At 60.4% G+C, this 24153-nt stretch carries 24 protein-coding genes and 1 tRNA gene; 16 read left to right on the top strand and 9 right to left on the bottom strand.

Features of this window, described 5'->3' with window-relative positions:
- The first annotated feature begins 37 nt into the window (after positions 1 to 37).
- The 4 genes from JHX88_RS03020 to JHX88_RS03005 all read left to right on the top strand — a co-directional run bounded on the left by JHX88_RS03020 (position 38) and on the right by JHX88_RS03005 (position 3970).
- On the top strand, positions 38 to 922 hold the full coding sequence (locus JHX88_RS03020) for a DUF7146 domain-containing protein (protein ID WP_076522781.1): 885 nt from the start codon (positions 38 to 40) through the stop codon (positions 920 to 922).
- 113 nt (positions 923 to 1035) lie between these two features.
- A complete protein-coding gene (locus tag JHX88_RS03015; protein ID WP_076522779.1) occupies positions 1036 to 2439 on the top strand; it encodes a YfjI family protein in 1404 nt (467 codons plus the stop codon).
- A gap of 174 nt (positions 2440 to 2613) precedes the next feature.
- Entirely contained in the window at positions 2614 to 3372 is a 759-nt protein-coding gene (locus tag JHX88_RS03010) for a hypothetical protein (RefSeq protein WP_076522777.1), read from the top strand.
- 67 nt (positions 3373 to 3439) lie between these two features.
- Complete coding sequence (locus tag JHX88_RS03005) at positions 3440 to 3970, top strand: hypothetical protein (RefSeq protein ID WP_076522775.1); 531 nt, start codon at positions 3440 to 3442, stop codon at positions 3968 to 3970.
- 460 nt (positions 3971 to 4430) lie between these two features.
- Here JHX88_RS03005 and JHX88_RS03000 read toward each other — a convergent pair whose 3' ends face one another.
- Positions 4431 to 4718, bottom strand: coding sequence for a hypothetical protein (locus JHX88_RS03000; protein WP_141225730.1), 288 nt, complete (start codon positions 4716 to 4718; stop codon positions 4431 to 4433).
- A 347-nt stretch (positions 4719 to 5065) separates the two neighbouring features.
- Here JHX88_RS03000 and JHX88_RS02995 point away from each other — a divergent pair, with 347 nt between their 5' ends.
- From JHX88_RS02995 to JHX88_RS02975, 5 genes are all read left to right on the top strand, one after another.
- The gene (locus JHX88_RS02995) at positions 5066 to 5632 is read left to right on the top strand and encodes a hypothetical protein (RefSeq protein ID WP_076522773.1); all 567 of its coding nucleotides are present in this window, start codon (positions 5066 to 5068) and stop codon (positions 5630 to 5632) included.
- Between the two features lie 57 nt (positions 5633 to 5689).
- Complete coding sequence (locus JHX88_RS02990) at positions 5690 to 6361, top strand: thermonuclease family protein (RefSeq protein ID WP_076522983.1); 672 nt, start codon at positions 5690 to 5692, stop codon at positions 6359 to 6361.
- 174 nt (positions 6362 to 6535) lie between these two features.
- Complete coding sequence (locus JHX88_RS02985; protein WP_141225729.1) at positions 6536 to 6757, top strand: hypothetical protein; 222 nt, start codon at positions 6536 to 6538, stop codon at positions 6755 to 6757.
- 107 nt (positions 6758 to 6864) lie between these two features.
- On the top strand, positions 6865 to 7398 hold the full coding sequence (locus JHX88_RS02980; RefSeq protein ID WP_176011384.1) for a hypothetical protein: 534 nt from the start codon (positions 6865 to 6867) through the stop codon (positions 7396 to 7398).
- Positions 7371 to 8141: a hypothetical protein gene (locus JHX88_RS02975; protein ID WP_076522769.1), complete on the top strand. Its 771-nt coding sequence runs from the start codon at positions 7371 to 7373 to the stop codon at positions 8139 to 8141. Before JHX88_RS02980 ends, JHX88_RS02975 begins: the two co-directional genes overlap by 28 nt.
- Positions 8142 to 8206: 65 nt before the next feature.
- Here JHX88_RS02975 and JHX88_RS02970 read toward each other — a convergent pair whose 3' ends face one another.
- The 3 genes from JHX88_RS02970 to JHX88_RS02960 form a co-directional block, all read right to left on the bottom strand.
- Positions 8207 to 8365 (bottom strand): hypothetical protein, encoded by a 159-nt coding sequence (locus tag JHX88_RS02970; RefSeq protein ID WP_176011383.1) that lies wholly within the window; start codon positions 8363 to 8365, stop codon positions 8207 to 8209.
- A 368-nt stretch (positions 8366 to 8733) separates the two neighbouring features.
- A tRNA-Ala gene (locus tag JHX88_RS02965) sits at positions 8734 to 8809 on the bottom strand.
- Between the two features lie 191 nt (positions 8810 to 9000).
- The gene (locus JHX88_RS02960; protein WP_076522767.1) at positions 9001 to 10566 is read right to left on the bottom strand and encodes an alkaline phosphatase D family protein; all 1566 of its coding nucleotides are present in this window, start codon (positions 10564 to 10566) and stop codon (positions 9001 to 9003) included.
- 208 nt (positions 10567 to 10774) lie between these two features.
- Here JHX88_RS02960 and JHX88_RS02955 point away from each other — a divergent pair, with 208 nt between their 5' ends.
- From JHX88_RS02955 to JHX88_RS02945, 3 genes are all read left to right on the top strand, one after another.
- Positions 10775 to 11371 carry a LolA family protein gene (locus JHX88_RS02955; RefSeq protein ID WP_076522759.1) on the top strand — a complete coding sequence of 199 codons (597 nt, stop codon included), beginning with the start codon at positions 10775 to 10777 and terminating at the stop codon, positions 11369 to 11371.
- Positions 11372 to 11500: 129 nt separating this feature from the next.
- Positions 11501 to 12754 carry an MFS transporter gene (locus JHX88_RS02950; RefSeq protein WP_076522757.1) on the top strand — a complete coding sequence of 418 codons (1254 nt, stop codon included), beginning with the start codon at positions 11501 to 11503 and terminating at the stop codon, positions 12752 to 12754.
- A gap of 90 nt (positions 12755 to 12844) precedes the next feature.
- The gene (locus JHX88_RS02945; protein ID WP_084202769.1) at positions 12845 to 13621 is read left to right on the top strand and encodes a 5'-nucleotidase, lipoprotein e(P4) family; all 777 of its coding nucleotides are present in this window, start codon (positions 12845 to 12847) and stop codon (positions 13619 to 13621) included.
- A gap of 88 nt (positions 13622 to 13709) precedes the next feature.
- Here JHX88_RS02945 and JHX88_RS02940 read toward each other — a convergent pair whose 3' ends face one another.
- From JHX88_RS02940 to JHX88_RS02920, 5 genes are all read right to left on the bottom strand, one after another.
- Positions 13710 to 14408, bottom strand: a complete 699-nt coding sequence (locus JHX88_RS02940; protein ID WP_076522755.1) for a DUF2268 domain-containing putative Zn-dependent protease — start codon at positions 14406 to 14408, stop codon at positions 13710 to 13712.
- Positions 14409 to 14421: 13 nt separating this feature from the next.
- A complete protein-coding gene (locus JHX88_RS02935; RefSeq protein WP_076522753.1) occupies positions 14422 to 17073 on the bottom strand; it encodes a DNA translocase FtsK in 2652 nt (883 codons plus the stop codon).
- 20 nt (positions 17074 to 17093) lie between these two features.
- Complete coding sequence (locus JHX88_RS02930) at positions 17094 to 18287, bottom strand: aminotransferase class I/II-fold pyridoxal phosphate-dependent enzyme (protein ID WP_076522751.1); 1194 nt, start codon at positions 18285 to 18287, stop codon at positions 17094 to 17096.
- A 92-nt stretch (positions 18288 to 18379) separates the two neighbouring features.
- On the bottom strand, positions 18380 to 19711 hold the full coding sequence (locus JHX88_RS02925; RefSeq protein ID WP_076522748.1) for an amidase: 1332 nt from the start codon (positions 19709 to 19711) through the stop codon (positions 18380 to 18382).
- A gap of 1 nt (position 19712) precedes the next feature.
- Positions 19713 to 19889: a DUF1674 domain-containing protein gene (locus tag JHX88_RS02920; protein ID WP_076522746.1), complete on the bottom strand. Its 177-nt coding sequence runs from the start codon at positions 19887 to 19889 to the stop codon at positions 19713 to 19715.
- Positions 19890 to 19959: 70 nt separating this feature from the next.
- On the opposite strand from JHX88_RS02920, the gene JHX88_RS02915 reads away from it, so the two are divergent.
- The 4 genes from JHX88_RS02915 (at position 19960) to JHX88_RS02900 (ending at position 24054) form a co-directional block, all read left to right on the top strand.
- A complete protein-coding gene (locus JHX88_RS02915; protein WP_076522744.1) occupies positions 19960 to 21216 on the top strand; it encodes an RsmB/NOP family class I SAM-dependent RNA methyltransferase in 1257 nt (418 codons plus the stop codon).
- 59 nt (positions 21217 to 21275) lie between these two features.
- Positions 21276 to 22865 carry a bifunctional phosphoribosylaminoimidazolecarboxamide formyltransferase/IMP cyclohydrolase gene (gene purH, locus JHX88_RS02910; protein ID WP_076522742.1) on the top strand — a complete coding sequence of 530 codons (1590 nt, stop codon included), beginning with the start codon at positions 21276 to 21278 and terminating at the stop codon, positions 22863 to 22865.
- Between the two features lie 89 nt (positions 22866 to 22954).
- On the top strand, positions 22955 to 23503 hold the full coding sequence (lspA, locus tag JHX88_RS02905) for a signal peptidase II (RefSeq protein ID WP_076522979.1): 549 nt from the start codon (positions 22955 to 22957) through the stop codon (positions 23501 to 23503).
- A gap of 29 nt (positions 23504 to 23532) precedes the next feature.
- A complete protein-coding gene (locus JHX88_RS02900) occupies positions 23533 to 24054 on the top strand; it encodes a DUF3035 domain-containing protein (RefSeq protein WP_076522741.1) in 522 nt (173 codons plus the stop codon).
- Positions 24055 to 24153: the final 99 nt, after the last annotated feature.

The following is a 24153-nucleotide window of genomic DNA, read 5'->3' as shown; positions in this document are numbered from 1 at the left end:
GCCGCGATGCTTGCTGCCTTGATCTGGGGAGGTGGCAATGACTGACGCCAAGACGCTAACGGCTGCCCTGAAAGGCAAGTGGTATCGGACTTACGGCCTGGCACTCTGCCCGGCGCATGGTGACCGTAAACCTTCATTGTCACTGGCGGATGCCCCAGATGGGCGTCTCCTGCTGAACTGCAAGACCGGGTGCCAGTTCATGGACATCTTGAAAGCTTTGCGGGACCGTGGGCTGCTCAAGGGCCGTTCTTCCACCTACGCGCCGGACCCAGTCGAGATTGCCAGACGTGAGTCAAAAGCCGAACAGATCGCGGCCCAAACCGAGCGCAAGGCAAAGGCGACGTGGCACGAAGCGCAATCGATCGCTGGCACCGTAGCCGAGACATATCTGCGCGACCGGGGCATCACTTGCGATTTACCCCAATCGCTCCGCTTCCATCCTGAGTGTTGGCACCCGACCGCCAAACGATACCCAGCTATGATTGCGCGGATTGACGGGCTGCCCCGTCTTGCGATCCATCGCACCTATCTGCGTCCAGATGGATCGGCGAAGGCCTGCGTTGATCCTCCGAAAGCAATGCAAGGTGCGGCGAAGGGGGGCGCTGTGCGTCTCGCAGAGGCTGATGGCCCGCTCGTGGTGGCCGAGGGCATCGAAACCGCCCTGAGCCTTGCCTGCGGCTTGCTGACAGGCCCAGCCACGATTTGGGCGGCGCTATCCTGCTCAGGCATCGCTGGGCTCCGTCTGCCGGATCAAAGTCATTCCGAACTGGTCGTCGCCAGTGATGGAGACGACGCCGGACGAGATGCCGCTCAAAAGCTCGCACAGCGGGCTTGCGATCTGGGCTGGAAAGTCAGCCTTCTTCCCGCGCCGCAGGGGCGTGACTGGAACGACATATTGACCATGAAAGGGGCTGAAGCATGAGAGCGCCAGCACTCCATCCCGGCGCAGCGCAGCCAATCCCGTTTGACGGGGCAAATAATTGGCCCGCGCCTGACATGGCCCTTGCCGGGGCAACTCGCCCACCCGCGCCTGTCATGAGCGAAGATGAATTCTCGGTCGTCTATGGGCCGTGGGCCGAATGGCTGAGAACCGCGGCGAATGTAAAGGGAACGCCTGTTGATTACGTGGCCCTCGCGCTGCTCAGCACTGCCAGCGCGGTCATTGGCAATGCACGATGGGCATCGCCATGGGAAGGTTGGAAAGAGCCTCCTGTGCTCTGGGCCATGTTGGTGGGTGATCCATCGGCCGGCAAATCGCCCGCCCTTGATGCTGTCATGGATCCGGTCAAAGAGATCGAACGCCAGCTGAGCGAAGACTACAAGCTTCGGCGCCAACAATGGGAAGGTGAGGACGAAATCGCAGCCATTGCTTTGGCCCAATGGAAAGCCGACGCGAAACGCGCAATAGCAGATGGCGATGAAGCGCCCCGCAAGCCGACGGCGGCAGATGCCGGCGAACCTCCTGTTCGTGAACGCATCAGCATTTCGGACGCGACCACCGAGAAGGTGGCGTCACTTCTTGCCGCCACCTGGCGCGGCCTGCTTCTTTCGCGGGACGAATTGGCCGGATGGCTCAGCAGCATGGACCGCTATAGCGGCGGTGGCGATCGGCCATTCTGGCTGGAAGCATATGGTGGCCGATCCTACACCGTTGACCGGAAAAGCAGTCCGGAGCCGATCATTGTTGATCACATGACGGTTGCGGTTCTGGGCGGGACGCAACCCGACAAGCTTGCAAGCCTATTGGTGAAAACAGATGATGACGGACTGCTGGCTCGTTTTCTCACGGTATTCCCTGACCCGGTGCCACTGGCGCGACCAGCCGCGCAGATCGATGACGCGACTCTACGTCTGGCAATCGAGCGCCTGCGAGGGCTTCCATCAGCATTCGATGAGATGGGCAATAAGCGCCCATTCTTCGTGCCCATGACATCCGAGGCTGCAGACGCGCTCCAGGAGTTTCGGAAACAGTGTCGTGAATGGGAAGCGGAGGCGAATGGCATATTCAAGGGCCATATCGGGAAGCTGCCGGGACTGGCTGTCCGTGTTTCCTGCGTTCTCGCCCATCTGGATTGGGCTGCCCAAGCAAATTCACCGTTCCCGGATCACATCGAAGCAGAGCATGTTGGACGTGCCTGCCATCTGGTTGGCGAACATCTGCGCCAGCACGCTTACCGGGCATATGGAGCGGTTGAACCCCCGGAGGAAGTCAAGAACGCGCGCAAGCTTGCAACCATCATCCAGCGGGAGAGGCCGCGAACCGTCAGTATTCGCGAAATCCAGCGGCGAGGCCTTTCCGGGCTGCAGACATCACGCAATGTCGAAGCCGCGCTTGGAACACTCGAGCGGTTCGACTGGCTACGCCGGAGTGCAGAAGAAACCGGTGGCAGACCTCGCATCTTCTACGTCGTCAATCCGAGACTGTGGGAGGAAGCATGAGTCGCTGGTTATCTTTCGCGAGGCGTTCCGAAGAAATCAGGAAACCTCTACCCGACACACCGACAAAACCCGACAGAAGGGAAGCCGCGTTGGTTACACACAGGTCGAGCGGGAGGCGCGCGGCTATGTCCGGGCGGCCCTGCGTCATACCAACCGGCTGATGGAGGGCGTGGCATGAAGCGTCGTGACATACTGACCCGCGCACCGCTTGCTCTTGCTGCGATTGGTGCCCCTGCCGCTGCTGGTGAACTTCGGCAAAATTTTGCACATGTTCCCGAAAATCCGAGGCTGATCGAACTCGGGCGGCAAGCGCAGGCGCATGAGAAGGCCTATCAGGACGCCTTGGCGACATGGAGGGCCTCATGGATCGATTGGAGCCCCAAGTGGCCACTGGCACCTGATTGCTGCGTCGATGATTATAGAGGTGTTTTCAGTGGTGAGATTGAACGCAATCTAAAGGGCGCAGGGCTGGTCCGTGAAGGCAAGGTGCATCCCATGCGAGTGTATACTGTCGAGCAGCTAGAGCGCCGACGCGAGCATATGATCGAAGTGCTCGCCAAAGACGATCGGCGCAAACGGAAGGCCAGCAAAAAAACCCGCGCATATTGGCAATCTGAAGTCGAGCGCTGCGACCTCGGTCTGGAACTCCTGCCGGCCTATCTGGCCGAGACTCAGCGGATCAAGGATGAGTCCAGGTTTCCCGAGATCGACAACGCCCGGCATCGCACCGCACGTGACCTCTTTGCGGTTGTCCGGCAGGTTCTTTCGGAGCCGTCGCATACGATACAAGGCGTCAAGATCAAGGCAGAAGCAGCCGCAGCCATAGGCCGACTTAACTCATATGATCGCCTGTGGTCCGGTATGGACGATAACACAAGGAACGAACAACACCTAGCGGCCCTGCTGGCTGAGTCTTTGATCGCAGTGGCATGACCCTGATCGCCCCGGCTCCGGTCGGGGCGTTCTCCCGCAATCGCAGTATCGCGAAGGTCGCAGCAATATGAACATGACCTATTCCATTAACCGGCACTGGTCCGATCGGTTCATAACCGAGATACGTCGGATTGTCGGGGCACACTTGCTGAGCGTTGCGCCTGACCACATCGACATGCGGCAGGCTACCGATTTGCTGATGCTGGACGGCCGAGACGTCCGGATAGCCGCACGGGTTCGGCGCCACGGATATGCCGGCCGCTATCCGTATGATTTCACGATCCGCTCTCTGCTGCCTTCGGGAAGCCCAACGGAACTCGCCAAGATTGTGAACGGGGAAGGAGATTGGCTTTTCTATGGTCATGCCAATGCAGCGGAAACCGGCTTTGACCTATGGTGGCTTCTTGACCTGCGGGCCTTTCGTGCCGGCCTGATCCGCCAAGCATCGAACGGTTTTCCTATTTCTTCAGGTGACCGCCGTAACCCGGATGGCACCTGCTTCAAATGGTTCGATATCCGCTCATTCCCGAACGAACCGCCGCTCGTCCTGGCGACATCCGGCCTCCGCCCATCGCAAGCATCCATGCAGCACGCGTGACATGCTGAACGTCGGCTCAACCTGAAAGGGGGTGAAACAGTTACACGCTGACCGACCGGAGCCCCTGCAAAGCGCGGGGGTTTCCTGTTTTTACAGGCGGCAACTGGCTTAGGTCACCATTTTATATTGGTATTAAATGGTCAGGGGGGGGCGTTTTCTAACGGTATTTAACGGGCAAACCTGTGTCCTTATTCGTGCGAGTTGCCCCTTTGGTCGCGATAAGCGCCAACATCCCTTGATCATAAGTTGCGCATCCTGCAAGATTCATGAGGTCAAATTGACCACCTCCCTGTTGGACTTGGCCTCGCGTCAACTGGCGCGAGGTCTTTTTATTGACTCACCACCCAATCAAAGAGCAGATTGCGCGTCAGAGGCCCGGCCAGGGTCCAGCAGGGAGACTGAGCCCGCGCTTAACGGCGCGGGCTTCCCCAACTTCTCTACGCCTTGGAATTAGAGGGGCCTAGTAGTTGCCAGGATCAACGTCGGGGGCAACCGTAATTACCGCAGTTGATCCGCTGAACCGAAAGCTGAATTGGTGATGCGGCTCCGGCACCATCTTTTCTATGCGCTCATTGCGCACCGAAACATTCAGCGCAAATAGGAGATGAATGAACTCATCCTCGAATTCAGGATGATGGCCGACAAATCGAACAGTAGCCTCCGTTATCCCGCGCAATTGTTGCGCGACATGCAGTGCTGACGCTTCGTCAATGTGGTGAAGCCCTAAATGTCGATAATCGTCGTTCATATCCTCACCCGTCCCTGACTTTCTCAGATCATCTCCATCCGTGAGCATTCTGGCAATAGCTGTGCCGGCGGCCGGAGTGGAAGGGTCGGCAAGAGGCCCAAAGTCTCTGAGACTGGCCGCTTCTTAGCGGGAAATAGCGGTGCCGTAGAACATTCGTTCGCACTGCTGCTGCCAAAATCGGCAGAGGCAAGATGCCCGGCAGGTGCGAGAAAAGGCTTGTCCTCCACCGGTGACAGTTCTGGCATAATCCCTGTCCTGCGATAGCAAGCGTGGAATATAGAGCTGCCATTTACAATGTTGCGCTCTTCATGGAAGCCTAACGACTTCATTCAGTTGAAGGGGCGCTCATGGGCATCGGATTCATGCATATCGTGCCGGTTCACAGGCACGACTATCCGGATGGCGAGGCTACTGTGAAAACGGCACTTCGCTGGTTTCAGGAGCGCGAATTGGTTGAAAATGAACTATCTGACTGTGCCTTGGGTGAGGCTGGCTATCGGCTGCTTCCGGAAATCAGCCGAATCTTTGAAGATGGCGAACCGCTTCAAAGGCTTAAGATTCAAGGCCTCGCGCTTCACTACGGAGCGCGTAAAGTGTTCCACCCAATGGAAGGAGCAGAGATGCATTTTGCTTGCCCGGCCTGCGGATACGAGCAAGGCTGGGACGCTTCCGACAGTATAGGGCTCTGGTATTCAGGTGAGGATGACTTTCCTGAATGTCCCGAATGCAAACAGCATCACCACGTCACGGAATACGAAACACGAGGGTCGCGTGGCCTCGAACCGGCGTGGGCATTCAGCAATATTGGCATGACCATTTGGAACGGGCCGGGAAGCGAACTAGCCACATGGTTTCTAGACGAAATGCGTGCCCTTTATGGGACTGAGCTGCGCATAATCTTGAGCCACATATAATATGGTGCGCACTGTAGGAACCACACTCAAGCTTACGGACGCCGCAGGACGATGGTGATGGTCACCCTTCCTATGATTGCTGCCGCGGTTGCTTTGCTTGCCGCATCGTGCGCTGCCGCCCAGACCATCACAGGTCACGCCAAAATCACGGACGGCGATACCTTCACCATGGGCCCCGTCGTTATCCGCCTTCATGGAATTGATGCGCCGGAGGCCGGGCAGCGCTGTAGCAGCCATGCAGGGGGCACGTGGGATTGCGGCACGGACGCGACCAATGCTTTGGCCGAACTGGTGGCCGATCGCGAGCTATCCTGCCAGGCGCTGGACCGCGATGGCTATGGCCGGATCATTGCTCGGTGCTTCGCGAATGGTCAGGATATCGGCGCGGCTCTTGTGGATGCTGGTCTGGCATGGGCCTTCCGAAGATACTCGGACGACTACGTCGCGAAGGAGGCCGGCGCGAAGACCGCGGGCATCGGGATATGGGAAGCCGACAACCAGACACCGTGGGATTATCGCGACGACCGATGGAACCGGGCCGCAGCTGCGTCTCCACTCCCTGGGTGCCCGATTAAGGGCAACATCGCCAGCGATGGCGAACGCATTTACCATACTCCGTGGTCGCCGGCCTATTCCCGAACGAAGATTACCGAAGGCAAAGGCGAGCGCTGGTTCTGTGACGAAGCTGAAGCTGTCAGCGCAGGATGGCGAGCCGCGCGTTGGCGCTGAGGGCAAGATGATAATCCAGGAGAACAATGACAAATATCTTCGCGCCAATAACGCTGGTGGCCTTCTTGGCTCTTGGCGCTTGCCACGGCCCCACCGGCGGCGCACCATCAGTTGAATGTGCCCCCATCGAAGATGGGCGGCAGGTATGCGGATAGTGATGAGAGAGCCGGGAAGATGGCCAAAACACTTTCGATTCTGGCAGTCTATTTGCTCTCGCCCCTCATCGCCACTGTGCAATCGTCCGAAGAACGCAGCGATTGGGATCGGGCGATGGAAAAGTGCGCGGCAATAAAGCTACTTCCGGGATGTAACTGCGTTCCAAGGTTTGATGATGGATGGGGGCCAATGACCGAGATTGTTTGTGAAGACGACGAGGAAATGCAAGACGATGATTGAGCTACTTCGCAACGAGGTAAACACTGGAAATACGGGTTATCTCTTGCAGAATCGCGGGCGGCGGAGAAGGGTAGAAAAAGACAATCAAGGCGATTTAAGGAAACTGCTTGAGACCTGCCCTTACAGTTGATTTGTTGGCTGGCCTCTTGGCTCAACCGAAGGAGGCCGTCTCACTGAGCAGATGGGCTCCCAAAAACAGACCATCCACCCTGGAGATCAAATCTTCCGTCACCACGAACGATGTCACCATTGCAGGTCTGGAACTTTATATGCGCTGTGTCATCTCCCAGCCCGATGAGCAGGTCACAATCGGGCTGAACGTAGAAACGCTCATTGGTCCGAAATGCTTCGCCAGGGTTGATTGGCGACACTCCTCGACACACATCAACACAAAGGTCATATGTGGCGAACAGCTCAGGCATACCGACGCAGGCCGGACACACTTCCACGACCCGCGGCTCTATGAAAGCATTGAAGAACCAATGGATTTTATAAAGGCCAACCTGCCCATTGCCGTTGCTCTCGTCCCTGTGCCAGATAGTTACCGAGACTTGTTGGAAAATTGTGCTACACTCTTGAACGTCAGAAACCTTCCTGAAGCCCCGATCCCACCATGGCAGCCGAACACCAGTTTCTTATAAAAGACACGTCGTCCGAGGCGGTGTTGAATGACGCCGTGCGAAGCATGTGCAGCATGGACGCAATCAATGGACGATACCTGGTCCAGATGCCTGTCATGACCTGTGACGGCTCATTGGTCAGCGTATCAGTATGGCCGGAAGGTAATGGAGTGTTTGTCGTTTCAGACGCTGGAGCGGCATACTTTCACGTCGCCAATGCTTGTGCCAGTGATGCGATATTCAGTCGCGTTGCCAAAGAAAAGTGCGCTGAGGCTGGGGCGCAATTCGATGGAGCTTCCCTACTGTTCATTCGTATCCAGCAGGACCGGTTAAAGGGTGCTATTATTTCCATGGCTTCATTAATTCGCGAGGTTATCGATGTGACGCTCGAACGGTCGTTCAAGCACAAGCACGGACACATGCAAGAAGAACTTATCCGCCGTGCCTGCGACGCATTCCCCAAGGCGCACCGCAAAGAGCATGCTACCGTAATCGGCAATTCAACGACTGAATATGAGGTTGATCTACTGGTTGATATTGGGGGGCGGCAGCTTGCGTTCGAGTTGTTCAGCAAGTCAGGCAACGCTGTTAATTCCGCATATACCATGCTGTCTGATATTAGCAGGCTCGAGGATGGGCCTGCACCTATCGGCGTTACGCCTGACCGAAAGGCTATCGGTCCAAAGTTGACGCTTATAACAAGTGTCGCTTCCGTGATTGAGCTGAGCGCCTCGAGTGAGATATACGCCAGCTTGGCCGCTTAACCTCACGTGCATTTCAGCAACTCGCTACCGCCCCGCCCTCGAGCGGGGCTTTTCACGCGCTGGCCTTATTTTTCATTTTCCTCAGTTCCGTCGTCGTCAGTGCCTGGGCGCTTTTCGTCTTCATCATCGAGTGACTTAACCGCGTCTTTCAGTTCATCCTGCTCCTTCTTCTTCATTTCCTCTTCTTTCTCCTTGGCATGCTCTTTATCAGGTTGATCCGCCATAGCCGCCTCCTTTGGTTGCGTCATGATATAACGCTGGGCCAGCGGATGGGTTGCCAGTTGTCCTCGATGAACCCGACCCAGTAGCCTACCGTCAACATACAGCGGTGCATCGGCTACTTCTGTCGGGTTTTGTCGGTGTGTCGGGTAAAGAAATCCTGAAAAGCGGCACAAGCCAGATCGAAGTTCGAAACGCTCACGCCCACCGCGAATCCAGTTCCTCGATTTTGAGGCGAAAGAGGGGCGGATTGTCCAGAATCATCCGATGCAATCCCGCCTCATCTTTTTTCCAGTGTGGGGGCAAATGTGGGGTGAGACTTGTGAGATAAGGGCTTACTACGATGAAATTATTAGATAATATCGGATAATCTTGGTGGAGCCGAGGGGAATCGAACCCCTGACCTCATCATTGCGAACGATGCGCTCTACCGACTGAGCTACGGCCCCATTGGGCGGTTATTTGAACCGGAGAAAACACGATGTCAAGCAAAGCTGCATGGTCGCAGGATCTGCATAAACCCTATCCTTGCGGCAAACCGATTATCGCGCCGATACTATGTTCGACGATCACAATTCAGCATCGGAGTCGGCACGAAGTTCTTGCGGGACAAGGTGGCGGCACTTCCGGTTCGGCTCCTTCAGACAGCCTGCTCCGGATCGAGAGTGACAGACCACAATTCGTTATCGGCGCGGTCCATCAGCCGGACCGTCATCTGCCCGCTATCGCCCGCGATATCGACAAGACCAAAGAATTGCAGCCCGGCAGAGGGCGGCAGGTTCACCTGACCGGCTGGCGGGGCTTTCACGAATTTCACCTCGGGACCGAAGGTCATGTCGAGATCGTTGGGGCCGAAACTGCCGGAATGCAGCGGACCAGAAACGAATTCCCAGAAGGGATCGAATTCCTGGAATGACGCACGGTCGGGATGATATTCATGCGCGGCGGTATAATGCACGTCTGCCGTCAGCCAGACGGTATTCTTGATACTCTCGTCGCGGATGAAGCGCAGAAGTGTGGCGAATTCCAGTTCGCGTCCCTTGGGTGCTCCGGGATCGCCATTGGCGATGGCTTCGACGAATTGCTGATCCTCGGCCACCTTGTCCCAGACACAAAGACCGATGGGCATGTCGCAGGCGATCACCTTCCATGTCGCCTTCGATGCCTTCAACTCGGATTTCAGCCAGTCAAGCTGTGCCTTTCCCAGAATCTGCGACTGTGCCGTGACCTCGTCTTCCATTCCCTCGCTATTGGCGCCGCGATAGCTGCGAAGATCGAGGAAGAAGATATCCAGCAACGGACCGTAGGCGATCTTGCGATAGACGCGGCCCGGCTCTGTCGGGGTATAGCTGATCGGCGTCATCTCGTGGAAAGCGCGGGCGGAGCGGGCATGCAGCAGGGCGATGGACTTCTCGGTATAGCGGTCATCGCCGGTCAGGTCCTTGCCGGGGGACCAGTTATTGACCACCTCGTGATCGTCCCACTGGAACAGGGTCGGACAGACGGCGGACAATGCCTGAACATGCTGGTCCATCTGGTTGTATTTCCAGCGGCCACGGAATTCATCGAGTGTTTCTGCGACTTTGCGGACCTCGTCGATCAACACGGTGTTTTTCCAAAGCCCGCCCTCGATTTCGACTTCATCTTCCATCGGGCCATCGGCATAGATCGTGTCGCCGGAATGGATGAAGAAATCCGGTTCGTGTTGGGCCATGGTGGCGTAGGTTCGCATCCCCTCGTCATCGATGCCCCAGCCCTGCCCGGCGGTATCGCCCGACCAGACAAAGCGGATATCCCGCCGCTCGGTCGGGGCGGTCCGGAAGCGGCCCGTGACGGGCTCGCTGACAGCATTCGAATCCGACAGGTCCGTGGCAGTCATGCGATAGAAAACCGTCTGATCCGGTGCCATTCCATCGAGCAGCGCCTTGACCGCGAAATCGCTGTCTGGCAGCGCGCTCATTTGCGCAACTTGCCGAGCGTCCTCGAAATTTTCGGACGCGGCGACTTCCAGCGCGATGCGGGAGGGTCGATCTGCGCGTGTCCAGACCATGCCGCCCTGCGCATTGATGTCACCGGACTGCACCCCGTGCGCGAATACTGGGCGAGAAGAAGCGCGGATGATTGCGGGCATGGCGAGAATCGCCGTGGTGGCGAGACCCGACATCAAGAGGCTGCGGCGTGTCATGCGTGGGCGGATGAGGGACATGCGTCTGGCTCCTGTCGCTGGCTGGATGCGACATAGGGTTAGCGATGAATTGCGACGTTAATATGTCGCGCACGCTTCGGTCAGGTGACGCAGGAAACTGCAACTCCGCGTGAACTCGGGAACCCTCACCGATACGAGAGCGTTCGCCGCTGACATCTTCCATCAGACGTGATGTGCAGTCTGAAACGAAAAGGATATTATCGGCGCCATGAACATACGCTCTATCGCACTTGCGCCCGCCCTCATACTTGGCCTCGCCCTTCCGGCTCTGGCCGAAAAAATTCCATTGAACGAGATTTCCAACTATCTCAACGGCCTCAAGACGGTCACATCCGAGTTCACGCAGGTGAACAACGACGGTTCGATCTCGACCGGCACGGTCTTCATCAGCCGTCCGGGCCGTGTGCGCTTCGAATATAACAATGATTCGACGCTGGTTCTGGCATCGGCAGGCAATGTCGCCGTATTCGACCCCAAATCCAACGGTGGCCCGCAGCAATATCCACTTTCGAAGACCCCTCTTTCGATCATCCTTGACGCAAATGTCGATCTGGGACGCGCGAACATGGTCACCGGCTATACCGAGGCCAAGAACTCGACGGTTGTGACGGCTCAGGATCCCGCGCACCCGGAATACGGGAATATCCAGATGGTGTTCACCGGCGGGCCGACCGAACTTCGTCAGTGGGTCGTCACCGACGACAGCGGCGAGAAAACCACGGTCATCCTTGGCGAAATGCGCAAGGGCGGTGCAATCGCAGATTCGAAATTCTCGATCAGAAGCGAGCTCGCACGCCGCAACTGATCTTTGAGAATCTTGCAGTCGGGCTGAATCATCAGCCCGGCTGATACATCGCATCACAAATCCGGGCTTGATATTACTCGCAGGAGCGTTCAACGCTGGTCGCGGATTTTTGCCGCTCAGGTTCCCTGCATGTCGACCCAAGCCCGGATTTTCACCCCCGTCCTGATCGGGGGCTCTCTTATCCTGCTGATCAATTTCGCGATGCGCGCCAGTTTTGGCGTGTTCCAGATTCCCATTGGCGAGGAATTTGGCTGGCCGCGCGCGGAGTTCTCGCTGGCCATCGCCATCCAGAACCTCGCTTGGGGGATCGGCCAGCCGGTCTTTGGAGCCTTGGCGGAACGTTGGGGGGACCGCCTGGCGATCATTCTGGGCGCAATCCTCTATTCGGCAGGGCTGGTACTCAGCGCATATGCAACCACCCCGGCGACCATGCAGTTGCTGGAGGTCATGGTCGGTTTCGGCATCGCGGGCACCGGGTTCGGGGTCATCCTCGCGGTGGTCGGGCGCGCCGCGAGCGACGAGAACCGAAGCCTCGCCCTTGGCATTGCCACCGCCGCCGGCTCGGCCGGGCAAGTCTTTGGCGCCCCACTGGCCGAGATCCTGCTGGCTTTCTACACGTGGCAATCCGTGTTCATCATCTTTGGCGTGATCGTGCTGGCCTGCATGTTCTTTCTGCCGATGCTTGGGGATGGCAAGCCCGCCACCCGCTCCGAGCTGGAGGAAAGCTTGGGCAGCGTGTTGCGGCGCGCCTTTCGCGATCCGTCCTATCTGATGATCTTCGCGGGCTTTTTCTCTTGCGGCTACCAGCTCGCCTTCATCACGGCGCATTTCCCCGCCATGGTGACCGAGATGTGCGGACCGATCAGCCCGATGGGTACGCTCGCCTCGATCGGGATCACGACGACCTCGGCACTTGGGGCGGCGGCGATTTCGCTGATCGGGCTGGCCAATATCGCGGGGGCGATCTTTGCCGGATGGCTGGGCAAGCGCTATAGCAAGAAATACCTGCTGGCGGGCATATATACGCTGCGCACCATTGCTGCAGCAGCCTTTATCCTGATGCCGATCACGCCAACCAGCGTCATCGTGTTTTCGCTGGTGATGGGCGGGCTGTGGCTGGCCACGGTGCCACTGACCTCGGGTTTGGTCGCCTATATCTACGGCCTGCGCTATATGGGTACGCTCTACGGTTTCGTGTTCCTGTCGCACCAGCTCGGTTCGTTCCTGGGCGTATGGCTCGGGGGCAAGCTATATGACATCTATGGTGATTACACACTGGTCTGGTGGGTCGGCGTCGGCGTCGGTGCCTTCAGTGCCCTGATCCATCTGCCGGTGCGCGAGGAGCCATCGCGGCTGCCGCCTGCAACTCCGGCAGCCGCCTGAACAAGTTTGTTTGACTGGTCAATCAATACTCCTTAGCCTTATCGCAAGCCTCTTCGAAGGGGCTGCATGAAGCAACTGGGAGTATTCAACATGACCATCCGTTCCATCAGAACCCCGGCGCTCACCTGCCTGGGCCTGTTCCTTCTTGCCCCGGCGGCGTTGGCGCAGGAAGGCGAAGCCAATGATTGCCCGGTCGCCGAATTCACCATGGGATTGCGCTTCCAGCAGCAATCCGCAGAGATCCGGGCGTTGCAGCGGCAAGCCTATAACATCGCGACCGAGAAACTGGACGCGGCGGTCGCGGATGCCGAGGATCCTTCGAAACTGGCCGTCGTCACCGACCTGGACGAAACCGTGATCGACAATACCCCGCTTCTGGCCCGCGACCTGGAAAATTGCCATACCTATGACGCTTGGGACACCTGGCTACCATGGGAGCGCGACGGCAATCCGACCCTGATCCCCGGCGCAAAGGCATTTCTCGACCATGCCGATAGTCTGGGCGTGGCGATCCGCTATATCTCGGACCGTGCGGACGAGCAGAAAGAGCACACGATCGTGTCGCTGACTGAACTGGAGCTGCCACAGGTCAGCCCGGAAACCGTGCTGCTTCTGGGACCACCCAAGGTCGAACGCCGCGAGATCGTCTCCGAGGATCATCAGATCGTTCTGCTGCTTGGCGACACGTTGCATGATTTCGACAACGGTTTCCGCAAGACCCCGCTGGAGGATCAGAAAGCGCTGGTCGACGAAAACGCGGGCAAATGGGGCAGTGAATGGATCGCCTTCCCGAATGCCGCCTATGGCAGCTGGTCCGAGGCGCCGCTGACCGGATGGGACGCCGAGACGGTTATCGAAGAGTGGTGATCAGACCAATGCCCAATCCCCGGATCGGGAAAGGCGCGGCCGATGATTGCCGCGCCTGCGCCGGTTCGTCTGACCGCCGGTGGCCGCGTTACGCCTCGTCCGCCCTGTCTTCTCCCTCGGCCAAGGAATCCTCGGCATTTTGCGCCGCACCTTCCGTCCCTGTCAGCCTGCGCATCACCGGACGCAGGGTCTCGGCCTGCACGCACGCGAGCGTCACGGCGTTTTCATCGGGGTTCCGGGACAGATGTTCGGCAATCAGCCGATGCCCCAATCCATAACCGGTCCATTTCCGAAGGTCTCCCCCACCGAAAAACCAGCGGGCATGGTCGTAATCACGCCGGGACCATTCATTCATCGCAGCTCGGGCACTGCCCTGGGCCGGGGTGGTCGCATCCCACCTGTCCGGTTGCCCGCCCAGAACCTGCAAGACGAAATGCCCCGCCAGCCCCTCGCTGACCAGTGCCTCACCCAATGACCGGCCATATCCCGGCCCATCCCAACGGATCAGGTGATGCATCTCGTGAATGAGCGTCCGGATCAGCGTGGAGGTGACAAAGCGCTCGGGATCGAGCTTGATCTCGATCAGACCGGGAGCAGGAGCATATCCACCCATGCCCAAAGCGGGAATGCAGCCCTCGGGATCGGCTTTCACCACAAGGTCGAAATCGGGCAGATCGGCATGAACAGATGCCTGCGCCACCGCATCGCGGGCGGCCTGCCGTATTTCCGGAAGAATGCGCGTCAGGCCATGACGCGCATTCAGCATATGAATGTGCCAGATCGTCAATGAAGTTCCACCCTCAAACCTCGGGCACCAGCACTTCCCGCTTGCCGACATGGTTGGCGGCCGAGACCACCCCTTGCTCTTCCATCTGCTCTACCAAACGGGCAGCCTTGTTGTAGCCGATTGCCAGCTTGCGCTGGATATAAGAGGTCGAGCATTTGCGGTCCTTGGCCACGATCATCACGGCCTGATCATAGAGTTGATCCTCGCTGTTGTCACTGCCACCCAGCCCCAGAACCGCGTCGATATCTCCGGCTTTCTCATCAGCAGGTCCCTCAACGACACCGGACTTGTATGACGGGGGGCCAAAGCTTTTCAGATGGGTCACGACCTCTTCGACCTCTTCGTCACTGACGAAGGGGCCGTGAATACGGGTGATCCGCGCGCCGTTGCCCATATAGAGCATGTCGCCCTGGCCCAGCAATTGCTCGGCCCCCTGCTCGCCCAGGATCGTGCGAGAATCGATCTTGGAGGTCACCTGGAAGGATATCCGGGTCGGGAAGTTAGCCTTGATGGTGCCAGTGATGACATCGACCGAGGGCCGCTGCGTCGCCATGATCAGGTGGATACCGGAGGCCCGTGCCATCTGCGCCAGACGTTGAATACAAGCCTCGATCTCCTTGCCCGCGACCATCATCAAGTCTGCCATCTCGTCGACAATGACGACGATATAGGGGAAGGCCTCGGGCTGGAATTCCTCGGTTTCGAAGATCGGCTCGCCGGTATCCTCGTCAAAGCCGGTCTGGACAGTGCGCTTGAACATCTCGCCCTTGGCCAGAGCCTCGCGGACACGGCCGTTATAGCCCTCGATATTGCGCACGCCCATCTTGGACATCTTGCGGTAACGCTCTTCCATCTCGCCCACGACCCATTTCAGGGCGACGACGGCCTTTTTCGGATCGGTCACGACCGGCGACAGCAGATGCGGGATATCGTCATAGACCGACAGTTCCAGCATCTTGGGGTCGATCATGATCAACCGGCATTCCTGAGGCGTCAGCTTGTAGAGCAGCGACAGGATCATGGTGTTGATCGCCACCGATTTGCCCGAACCCGTCGTCCCCGCGATCAGCAGGTGAGGCATCTTTGCCAGATTGGCGATGATCGGCTCGCCGCCAATATCCTTGCCAAGTGCCAGCGGCAGGGGCTGCTTGCCATCGCCAAAGGCGCGCGCCGACAGGATCTCGCGCAGGAGCACCATCTCGCGCTTCGCATTCGGCAGTTCGATGCCGATCACGCTGCGCCCGGGAACGGTCGAGACACGTGCTGACAGGGCCGACATCGACCGCGCGATATCATCGGCCAAGCCGATCACCCGCGAGGCCTTGAGACCAGGTGCCGGTTCCAGCTCATAAAGCGTGACGACAGGGCCAGGCCGCACCTCGGTGATCTGCCCCTTGACGCCGTAATCGTCCAGCACCGCTTCCAGCATCCGGGCGTTTTCCATCATCGCTTCTTCGGAAAGCTGCAGCCGCTCGATGGTCGCGGGTGCGGTCAGCAATGCCAGGGGCGGCTTTTCATAGGCAGTTTCCGTCTCGTCGAAGCGTAGCTGCGGCTGCGCTTCGGCCTGCGCCTGCCGTGAGGCCGTGGATTTGCGTTGCGGTGCCACCATGACACGCTTCGTATCCTGTCCGAAAGGTGCAGGCTCGGCAACATCCTCCATCTCTTCCGCCACTAGAGGAGGCTCGTCGCGGTGATCGTCCTCGGCACCGCCGCGCACCAGCCGCGACGTTACCGCCGCCAGCACCGAGGATTTGGCCGTCCGGTTCCGGATCGCATCGGTTATGCGGCCCCGAACCTCTTCATCCGAGGGGGCGTCGCCCTGGTAATCGGAATCGCGGTCAATCAGTTCCGGCTCGGGCAGATCACCTGCCAATTCCTGGTAACCGGCATCGGCCTCGGCCATTCTCCGCCGCTGGAAGATCCCGCCGCGATCCCGCGCCTCTTGCGGCTCGGCCGCATTCGCGCCCTTGGCATGACGCCGTTCACGCATCTTCTGGGCAAGTCCCGCCGAGACCACGGCCCCGCGCCCTGCCACCCGCATTCCCATGTCATAGGCCGTCACCAACCCGACCAGGAAGCGCCGCCACAAGCGGCGCAGCTCGGTCAAGTCGAAACCCAGCACGAAGGCCGAAACCGCAACCGCTCCGACGGCAACCAGCAGGGCAGCGATCTTGATCCCGATCTGCGCCTTGAACGGAATCACGTTCAGCAGCGCGCCCATTACCATGTCGCCGAAATGGCCACCCATGCCATAGCTTTGCTGCCATTCCGCATCCGGCGCCAGGCTGCTGCAATATACCGAGGCCAAGGCCACCGCGATCGGCAGGAAGATCGCCCGCATGATCCGCTCTTCGCCCCGGTGCAGCATCAGCCGCAGGCCCCAGACAAAGGCGCCGACGACCAGCATCCACGACCCCTTGCCCGCGATCATCATCAGCGGCGAGGACACATAGGCGCCAAAACTGCCCAGAAGATTCTGAGCCGGTGCATCGGTAGCCGCCAGGAAACTGGGGTCCTCGGCGGTCCAGCTGCCCAGCATCATTGCAACGAGGACGCCAACCACGATGAGCCCCGCGCCAGCCAGTTCCTTGCCGCGTCGCTCCAACGCGGCCTGCGTGCTCTGGTCGAACAGCGGATCGCGATGTTTCGCCTGCCAGCTTGCCATTCCGTTACCCTTCCCCACTCTCAATCGTCGTCATACAAAACGCCGCGCAGCCGGATTAGCGCGGCCTCGGTTTCCTCAGGTGAAGCAACCAATGCCACGCGGACAAACCCCTTGCCCGGATTGGCGCCCTGCACCTCACGCGACAAATAAGCGCCGGGCAGAACCTGAATCCCGGCCTCCGCCCATAATTTACGGGCAGTCGCCTCGCCATCCTCGACCGGTAGCCACAGGAAAAACCCGCCCGAAATGGGGCGATAGCCCGGCATATTGCCCAGCACCCGGTCGGCGATCTCGTATTTCCGCTGATACAGCGCCCGGCTGGCCTCGACATGCGCCTCGTCCCGCCAGGCTGCTTCGCTGACCGCCTGCGACGGCAGCGGCAACGGCGCCCCTGCATAGTTACGCAACCTGCGGATCTGGACGATATTCGCAGCACTTCCCGCCACGAATCCCGAACGCAGCCCCGGCAAGTTGGAACGCTTCGACAGCGAATTGAAGATCAACACCCGTTCCGCAAGCCCCATCTCGGTTGCCACGGCCAATGCACCGGGCGGAGGGGCATCGCGGTAGATCTCGGAATAGCACTCATCGGCGAAGATCAGGAAATCATGGCGCTCGGCCAAGCCGATCAGGGTCTGCAGGTAATTCCGATCCGCGATTGCCCCCTGTGGATTGGCGGGCGAACAAAGATAGGCAATCGCCGTGCGATCCAGCAACTCGGCTGGCAATGCTGCATAATCGGGCAGATCGCCCGTTTCGACGGTAGCGGGCACGAAAACCGGCTCGGCCTGCACCGCCGCCGCCGCGACCGCATAGACCTGATAGAATGGATTCGGAATCAGTATCGCCGGACGCTCGCCGTTCTTCCGCTCGGGGCACAGCGCCAGGGCCGCGTTGAAAAGCCCTTCCCGCGTACCGTTCAGGGCCATGACACGCTCGGGCGCGACATCAAGGTCATAACGTGTCCCGAGCCAGCCGCAAATCGCATCCAACAGCCCCGGCGTGCCCTCGTTCACCGGGTATTTGGCAAATCCGCCGATATGCTCAGCCATCACCTGCGTCACGAAATCGGGCATGGCATGGCGCGGCTCGCCGATGGTCAGCACCATCGGAGCCTCGCCGGGCGCCAGCCCGGGCTCGATATCCGACAACAACGCCCGCAATCGCGGAAACGCGTAGTCCGGCAGGTTCGAGAACCGCTCGGGAATTGCCATGTCTGCCTCACTTTCGGAGTCTTTGCCCCGTTATTGGCATCAACATTAGCGTGATCAGACGCTTGCGTCCAGTGAAAGCCGGGCACATGGCCTCAATTGGCGGCCAATGCGGCCTCCATTCCCGCTGCGACGCGCAGAAGATGCCGGTCACCGCCAACATGGCCCATTGCCATGATCCCGCATCCGCGATGCCCCGTGGGCAACGTAACTGCCGGCAAGCCCAGCAGATTGCCGATCCGCGTATTGCGCAGGGTCAGCAGATTGGCCCGCACGAAATAATCCTCGTCCTCGACCAACCGGGTGGCATCGGGCGGCAGGATCGCTGAACTGGGCAGCAGGATGGCATCATATCCGGCGACCTTGGCGGCCCATTCAAGGCGCAATCGCGTCAGCCTTTCCCATCCGCCGACATAATCTGCGGCGCTGGCCTCGGCTCCGCTGCGAAAACGCTCGAGGATCGGCTTGTGCATCAACTCGGGTGCATCCTCGATCTGCGCGCGCCATATTCCATAGGCCTCTGGCGCAAAGAGATGCGGGGACAGGTCCATGGCGCGACGGACGATCTCGGGTTTGCCATGCGAGATTGTTGCCCCGGCGCGGGCAAGCCGCTCCACCGCATCCTGAAACGCCGAGGCCGGACCTTCCTCGGCCTCTTCAAAAGGCACGCCATCCAGCACCATCAACCGCAGACCAGCGGTTGACGAGCCTTTCAGATCTACGGCCGGGCGACCGGTCAGCACCGCCATGATCTCGGCGCAATCCTCGACCGAACGGGCGATTGGCCCGGCCACGTCAAAGCGACGGCACAACGGCACCACCCCGTGCGAAGACACAGCGCCATGCGTCGGCTTGAAGCCCACGATGTCATTCCACGCCGCCGGGACCCGGATCGATCCGCCGGTATCCGACCCGATCGCCGCGGCAGTCAGCCCCAAGGCGACCGATACCGCCGCGCCCGAAGAGGACCCTCCAGGGGCCTTGGACGGATCCAGCGAATTGGGAGGCGTCGCGGTCATCGGGTTCAGCCCCAGCCCGGAAAAGGCCAGTTCGGTCATATGTGTCTTGCCCAGGCAGACCAGCCCTTCCCGGGTCGCCTGCGCCAGCACCTCGGCATCGCGGCGCGGCACGCGCCCCTCCAGCAGACGTGACCCCGCCTCGGTCACCGTGCCGCCGCTGTCGATATTGTCTTTCCAGCTGATCGCCACGCCGTCCAACAGGCCGCGCCGAAGCTCGGCCTTGACCCGGTCATGGGCGGCAATGGCCTCGGAACGGGCGCGGGCTTCGGTCAGCCGCGCATAAATGCGCTTGCCATCCGGATGCGCTTTGATCGCATCTAGATAGGCCTCGACCTGATCAAGCGGATCGAGCAGCCCGGCAATGATCGCCCGGCCTTGCTGAACTGCCGTTGCCTTCAGCCAGTCCATCTCAAAAATCCACCGCGAGACCGTTCTTTTCGTAATCGCCGAAGCGGACGGGTTCCGGTCCATCGCGGCCCCCATATTCCTTGGGTAGGGCAGCCTGTTTCGCTGCGGCCTTGCGGCGCTCCTCGGCCTCAGCTAGGGCGCGTTGGGCAGCGGGCGGCAAATCGGGTCGATCGCTCATGGAAACATTCCCTGATTGGGCGTATGGGTCACGTCAGTCTTGCGACAAGACTTAGGCGAAAGGAAGCGATTTGGCAAAACCGGCGGGTGACTTGGCACGAAAAGGCGCGTTGCACCTGCTTGCGGGTGTGCGCGAGGGACTTAGCCTATCCGATCAGGGAGCAACCCTCAAATCGATGCCACCGGCGGATCAGGCCCGCGCCAGTCGTCTTGCGGCCGAGGTGCTGCGGCATCAGGCCCGCGCGGATACGGTGATCGCCGCCTATGTCAGTCGCAAGCCGGCCCCGCAGGTCGCCGATGTCCTGCGCCTTGCCACGGTCGAGTTGCTGGAACTGGGTGGTGCGGCGCATGGCGTCGTCGATGCTGCGGTGAATTTGACACGCGGCCTCGGCAAGCGAGGGCAAGCCGCGGCTGGCATGGTGAATGCGGTGTTGCGCAAGGTCTCTCGTCACGAGGGCTGGACCGGTCTGCCTCCACAGCGCATGCCCGGCTGGCTGCGATCTTCGGTTGCCGAAGCCTATGGAGAAGATGCGGCACTGGCCATCGAGACAGCCCATCAGGCGGGCGCGCCGCTCGATCTGACGGTAAAAACCGCTATGCCGCATATCGAAGGTGCCGCCGAACTGCCGACAGGCTCGCTGCGTATCTCCGGCCATGTGCAGGTCTCGGCCCTGCCGGGTTACACCGAGGGCGCGTGGTGGGTGCAGGACGCCGCCGCCGCCCTTCCGGTGCGCCTGCTCGATCCGCAACCGGGCGAGAGGATCGCGGATATCTGCGCGGCCCCCGGAGGGAAAACACTGCAACTCGCGGCAAGCGGGGCCCAGGTGACGGCGGTGGATATCAGCGCCCCGCGGCTGAGACGCGTCGCCGAGAATCTCAAACGCTGCCGTCTGAGCGCCGATCTGGTCACCGCCGATGCCCTGGAATGGCAAGCTGACACAGCCCCCGACGCGATCCTGTTGGACGCCCCCTGCTCTGCGACCGGCACGATCCGCCGCCATCCCGACCTGCCCTTCCTGCGCGACGGCAGCGGCATTCCCGATCTGGTGACGCTGCAATCGCGCCTGCTTGACCACGCGCTGGCCCAGCTCCCTCCTGGCGGCAGGTTGGTCTATGCCGTCTGCTCGCTGCTACCCGAGGAGGGCGAAGCGCAGATCAACGCCGCCCTGACCCGCCATCCCGGCCTTGCCGCCCTGCCCCCCGCCCTGCCCGGCATCGATCCTGCCTGGATCACCCCCGAGGGCGGGCTGCGCCTGCGCCCCGATTACTGGCCGGATCTGGGCGGGATGGATGGATTTTACATGGTGTGCCTTGGCAAGCCCGCGTGACGCTGGACCTTCGGCCCGCAGGCGGTTAGTTGATCACCAAACCAGATGCGAGGCCCCACATGTCCCATCCCGTCGCCCTGAAACGCGCCCTGATCTCGGTCTCCGACAAGACCGGGCTGATCGAATTCGCCCGGAAACTGTCTGCCCGTGGCATCGAACTGCTTTCGACCGGGGGCAGCGCCAAGGCCCTGCGCGAAGCCGGGCTGACCGTGGTGGATGTCGCCGATGTCACCGGGTTCCCCGAGATGATGGATGGCCGCGTCAAGACATTGCATCCCGCGGTGCACGGCGGATTGCTGGCCCTGCGCGACAATGCCGAGCATCTGGCCGCGATGGAGGCGCATGGCATCGGCCCGATCGATCTGCTGGTGGTGAACCTCTATCCCTTCGAGGAAACCGTGGCAAAGGGCGCCGCCTACGAGGACTGCATCGAGAATATCGATATCGGCGGCCCGGCGATGATCCGGGCAGCGGCCAAGAATCACGCCTTCGTCAACGTCATCGTGGATGTGCAGGATTACGACGCCCTGCTGGCCGAGCTGGACGCCAACGACGATCACACGACATTGGAGTTCCGCCAGCGCCAGGCGCAGATCGCCTATGCCCGCACCGCCGCCTATGACGCCGCCGTATCGACCTGGATGGCGGGCGCCATCGGCGAGGAAACCCCGCGCCGCCGCGCCTTTGCCGGGACGTTGGCCCAAGGGCTGCGCTATGGCGAGAACCCGCATCAATCGGCAGCCTTCTACGTCACGGGCGAAACGCGCCCCGGGGTTGCCAGCGCCAAGCAATGGCAGGGCAAGGAACTGTCCTACAACAATATCAACGATACCGACGCGGCCTTCGAACTGGCCGCCGAGTTCGACCCGGCCCAAGGTCCGGCCTGCGCCATCATCAAGCACGCCAATCCCTGCGGTGTAGCACGCGGAAACACCGCCATTGACGCCTACAAGCGAGCCTTCGATTGCGACCGGACCTCTGCCTTCGGCGGGATCGTGGCACTGAACCAGCCTCTGGACGGCGCCACCGCCGAGGAAATCGTCAAGATCTTCACCGAAGTGGTCATCGCGCCAGATGCCGATGACGACGCGAAACGCGTCTTTGCCGCCAAGAAGAACCTGCGCCTGCTGACCACCGGCGGGCTACCCGATCCGACTGCCGCCGGGACGACATTCCGGCAGGTCGCTGGTGGGTTTCTGGTGCAAGGACGCGATAACGGCCATGTCGCCCGCGAGGCGCTGAAAATCGTGACCGAGCGCCAGCCCTCGGAAGACGAGTTGAACGATCTGCTCTTCGCCTGGACCGTCGCCAAACACGTCAAATCCAACGCCATCGTCTATGCCAAGGATATGGCCACCGTCGGCATCGGCGCAGGCCAAATGAGCCGCGTGGATTCCACCCACATCGGCCGCCGCAAATCCGAAGACATGGCCGAGGCGCTTGGCCTGTCCCAACCGCCAACCGAGGGCGCGGCGGTCGCCTCTGACGCCTTCTTCCCCTTTGCCGATGGGATCGAAGCGCTGGCCGAGGCAGGTGCGAAAGCGGTAATCCAGCCGGGCGGCTCGATGCGCGACGACGAGGTGATCGCGGCGGCCAACCGCCTTGGCTTGGCAATGGTCTTCACCGGCCAGCGTCATTTCCGTCACTGATGGCCGAGGCTCCGAAATTCGAGGGTGTCAAACCCAAGGCTCCCCGCGCGCGCCGGCCAAAGGGGCCGCCCGAGCCGATCCGTGCCGATATGCGGCTGACCGGCTGGATCACGGCCGCGATCATAGCGATGGACCAGGCACTGAAATACTGGGTCGTGCATGTGCTGCAACTCGACCGGCGGCACGAGATCGACGTGCTGCCCCCCTGGATCAACCTGCGCATGGCGTGGAACCAGGGCGTGAATTTCGGGCTGTTTTCATCCGAACAAAACACCATGCGTTGGGTGCTGATCGGCATTGCATTGGCGATTTCACTCTGGGTCTGGATCTGGATCTGGCGGGCGGCCCCGGGCCTCCTTGCGCGGATATCCGCCGGATTGCTGATTGGCGGCGCGCTTGGCAACGTGATTGACCGGGTTACCTATGGTGCCGTCGCGGATTTCCTGAACATGTCGTTGCCCAACTGGCAGAATCCCTACAGCTTTAACGTCGCGGACATCTCGATCTTCGCCGGGGCTATCGGGCTGGTTCTGATGCCGCAAAAGAAAGCCGATCCGGAACCGGTAAAACCGGCAAGAAAACCACGCGAAAAACCCAAGAGCGACAAGCCCCGTGACGAGGCCGATAATTCGCGTTAGAACAGGGCAGAATGATAAAGGGGCGGAGAATGCGGGCAATCTCGCTGACAATCGGCATCGCGGCACTGATGGGCATGACCGCATGCGGCGGTGATCCAAAGCTGATGAATCTGGAAAGGGGGCAGAATTCGCCGGACGAATTCGCGATCCTGCCCACCAAGCCGATCAGCATGCCCCCGGATCTGGCCCTGTTGCCCACCCCGACGCCGGGCAGCTCCAACCTCACCGACCCGACCCCGGTCGCGGATGCTGTGGGCGCCATGGGCGGCAATCCCGCCGCACTGACCGATCAAGGCGTTGCCGCGTCGGATCAGACGATGGTGGCCTATGCCTCCCGCTCGGGTAACGACCCCGCCATCCGCACGACACTCGCACAGGCCGACCAGAAATGGCGGGAGCGCAACAAGCCCCGCCCGCTTGAGCGCCTGGCGGGAACCAGCGTCTATCACCGCGCCTACAGACCCATGTCGCTCGATTCCCAAGCGGAACAACAGCGCTGGCAGCGTGCGGGCGCCCGCACCCCAAGCGCCCCTCCCCGCCCCGAGGAATAATCGCACCCCCTGATCGCGAATTGGGGCATATTTTCAAACTGCCCAAAACATCGACGGACCAACTCTTGAACGCCAGCGCGGCCTCGGCAGTGCCGGAAC

Source organism: Paracoccus saliphilus (genome assembly GCF_028553805.1).
In the GTDB taxonomy this organism is placed as follows: domain Bacteria; phylum Pseudomonadota; class Alphaproteobacteria; order Rhodobacterales; family Rhodobacteraceae; genus Paracoccus; species Paracoccus saliphilus.
Note: the sequence above shows the minus strand (reverse complement) of the source record. Positions and strands in the feature narration are given on the sequence as shown.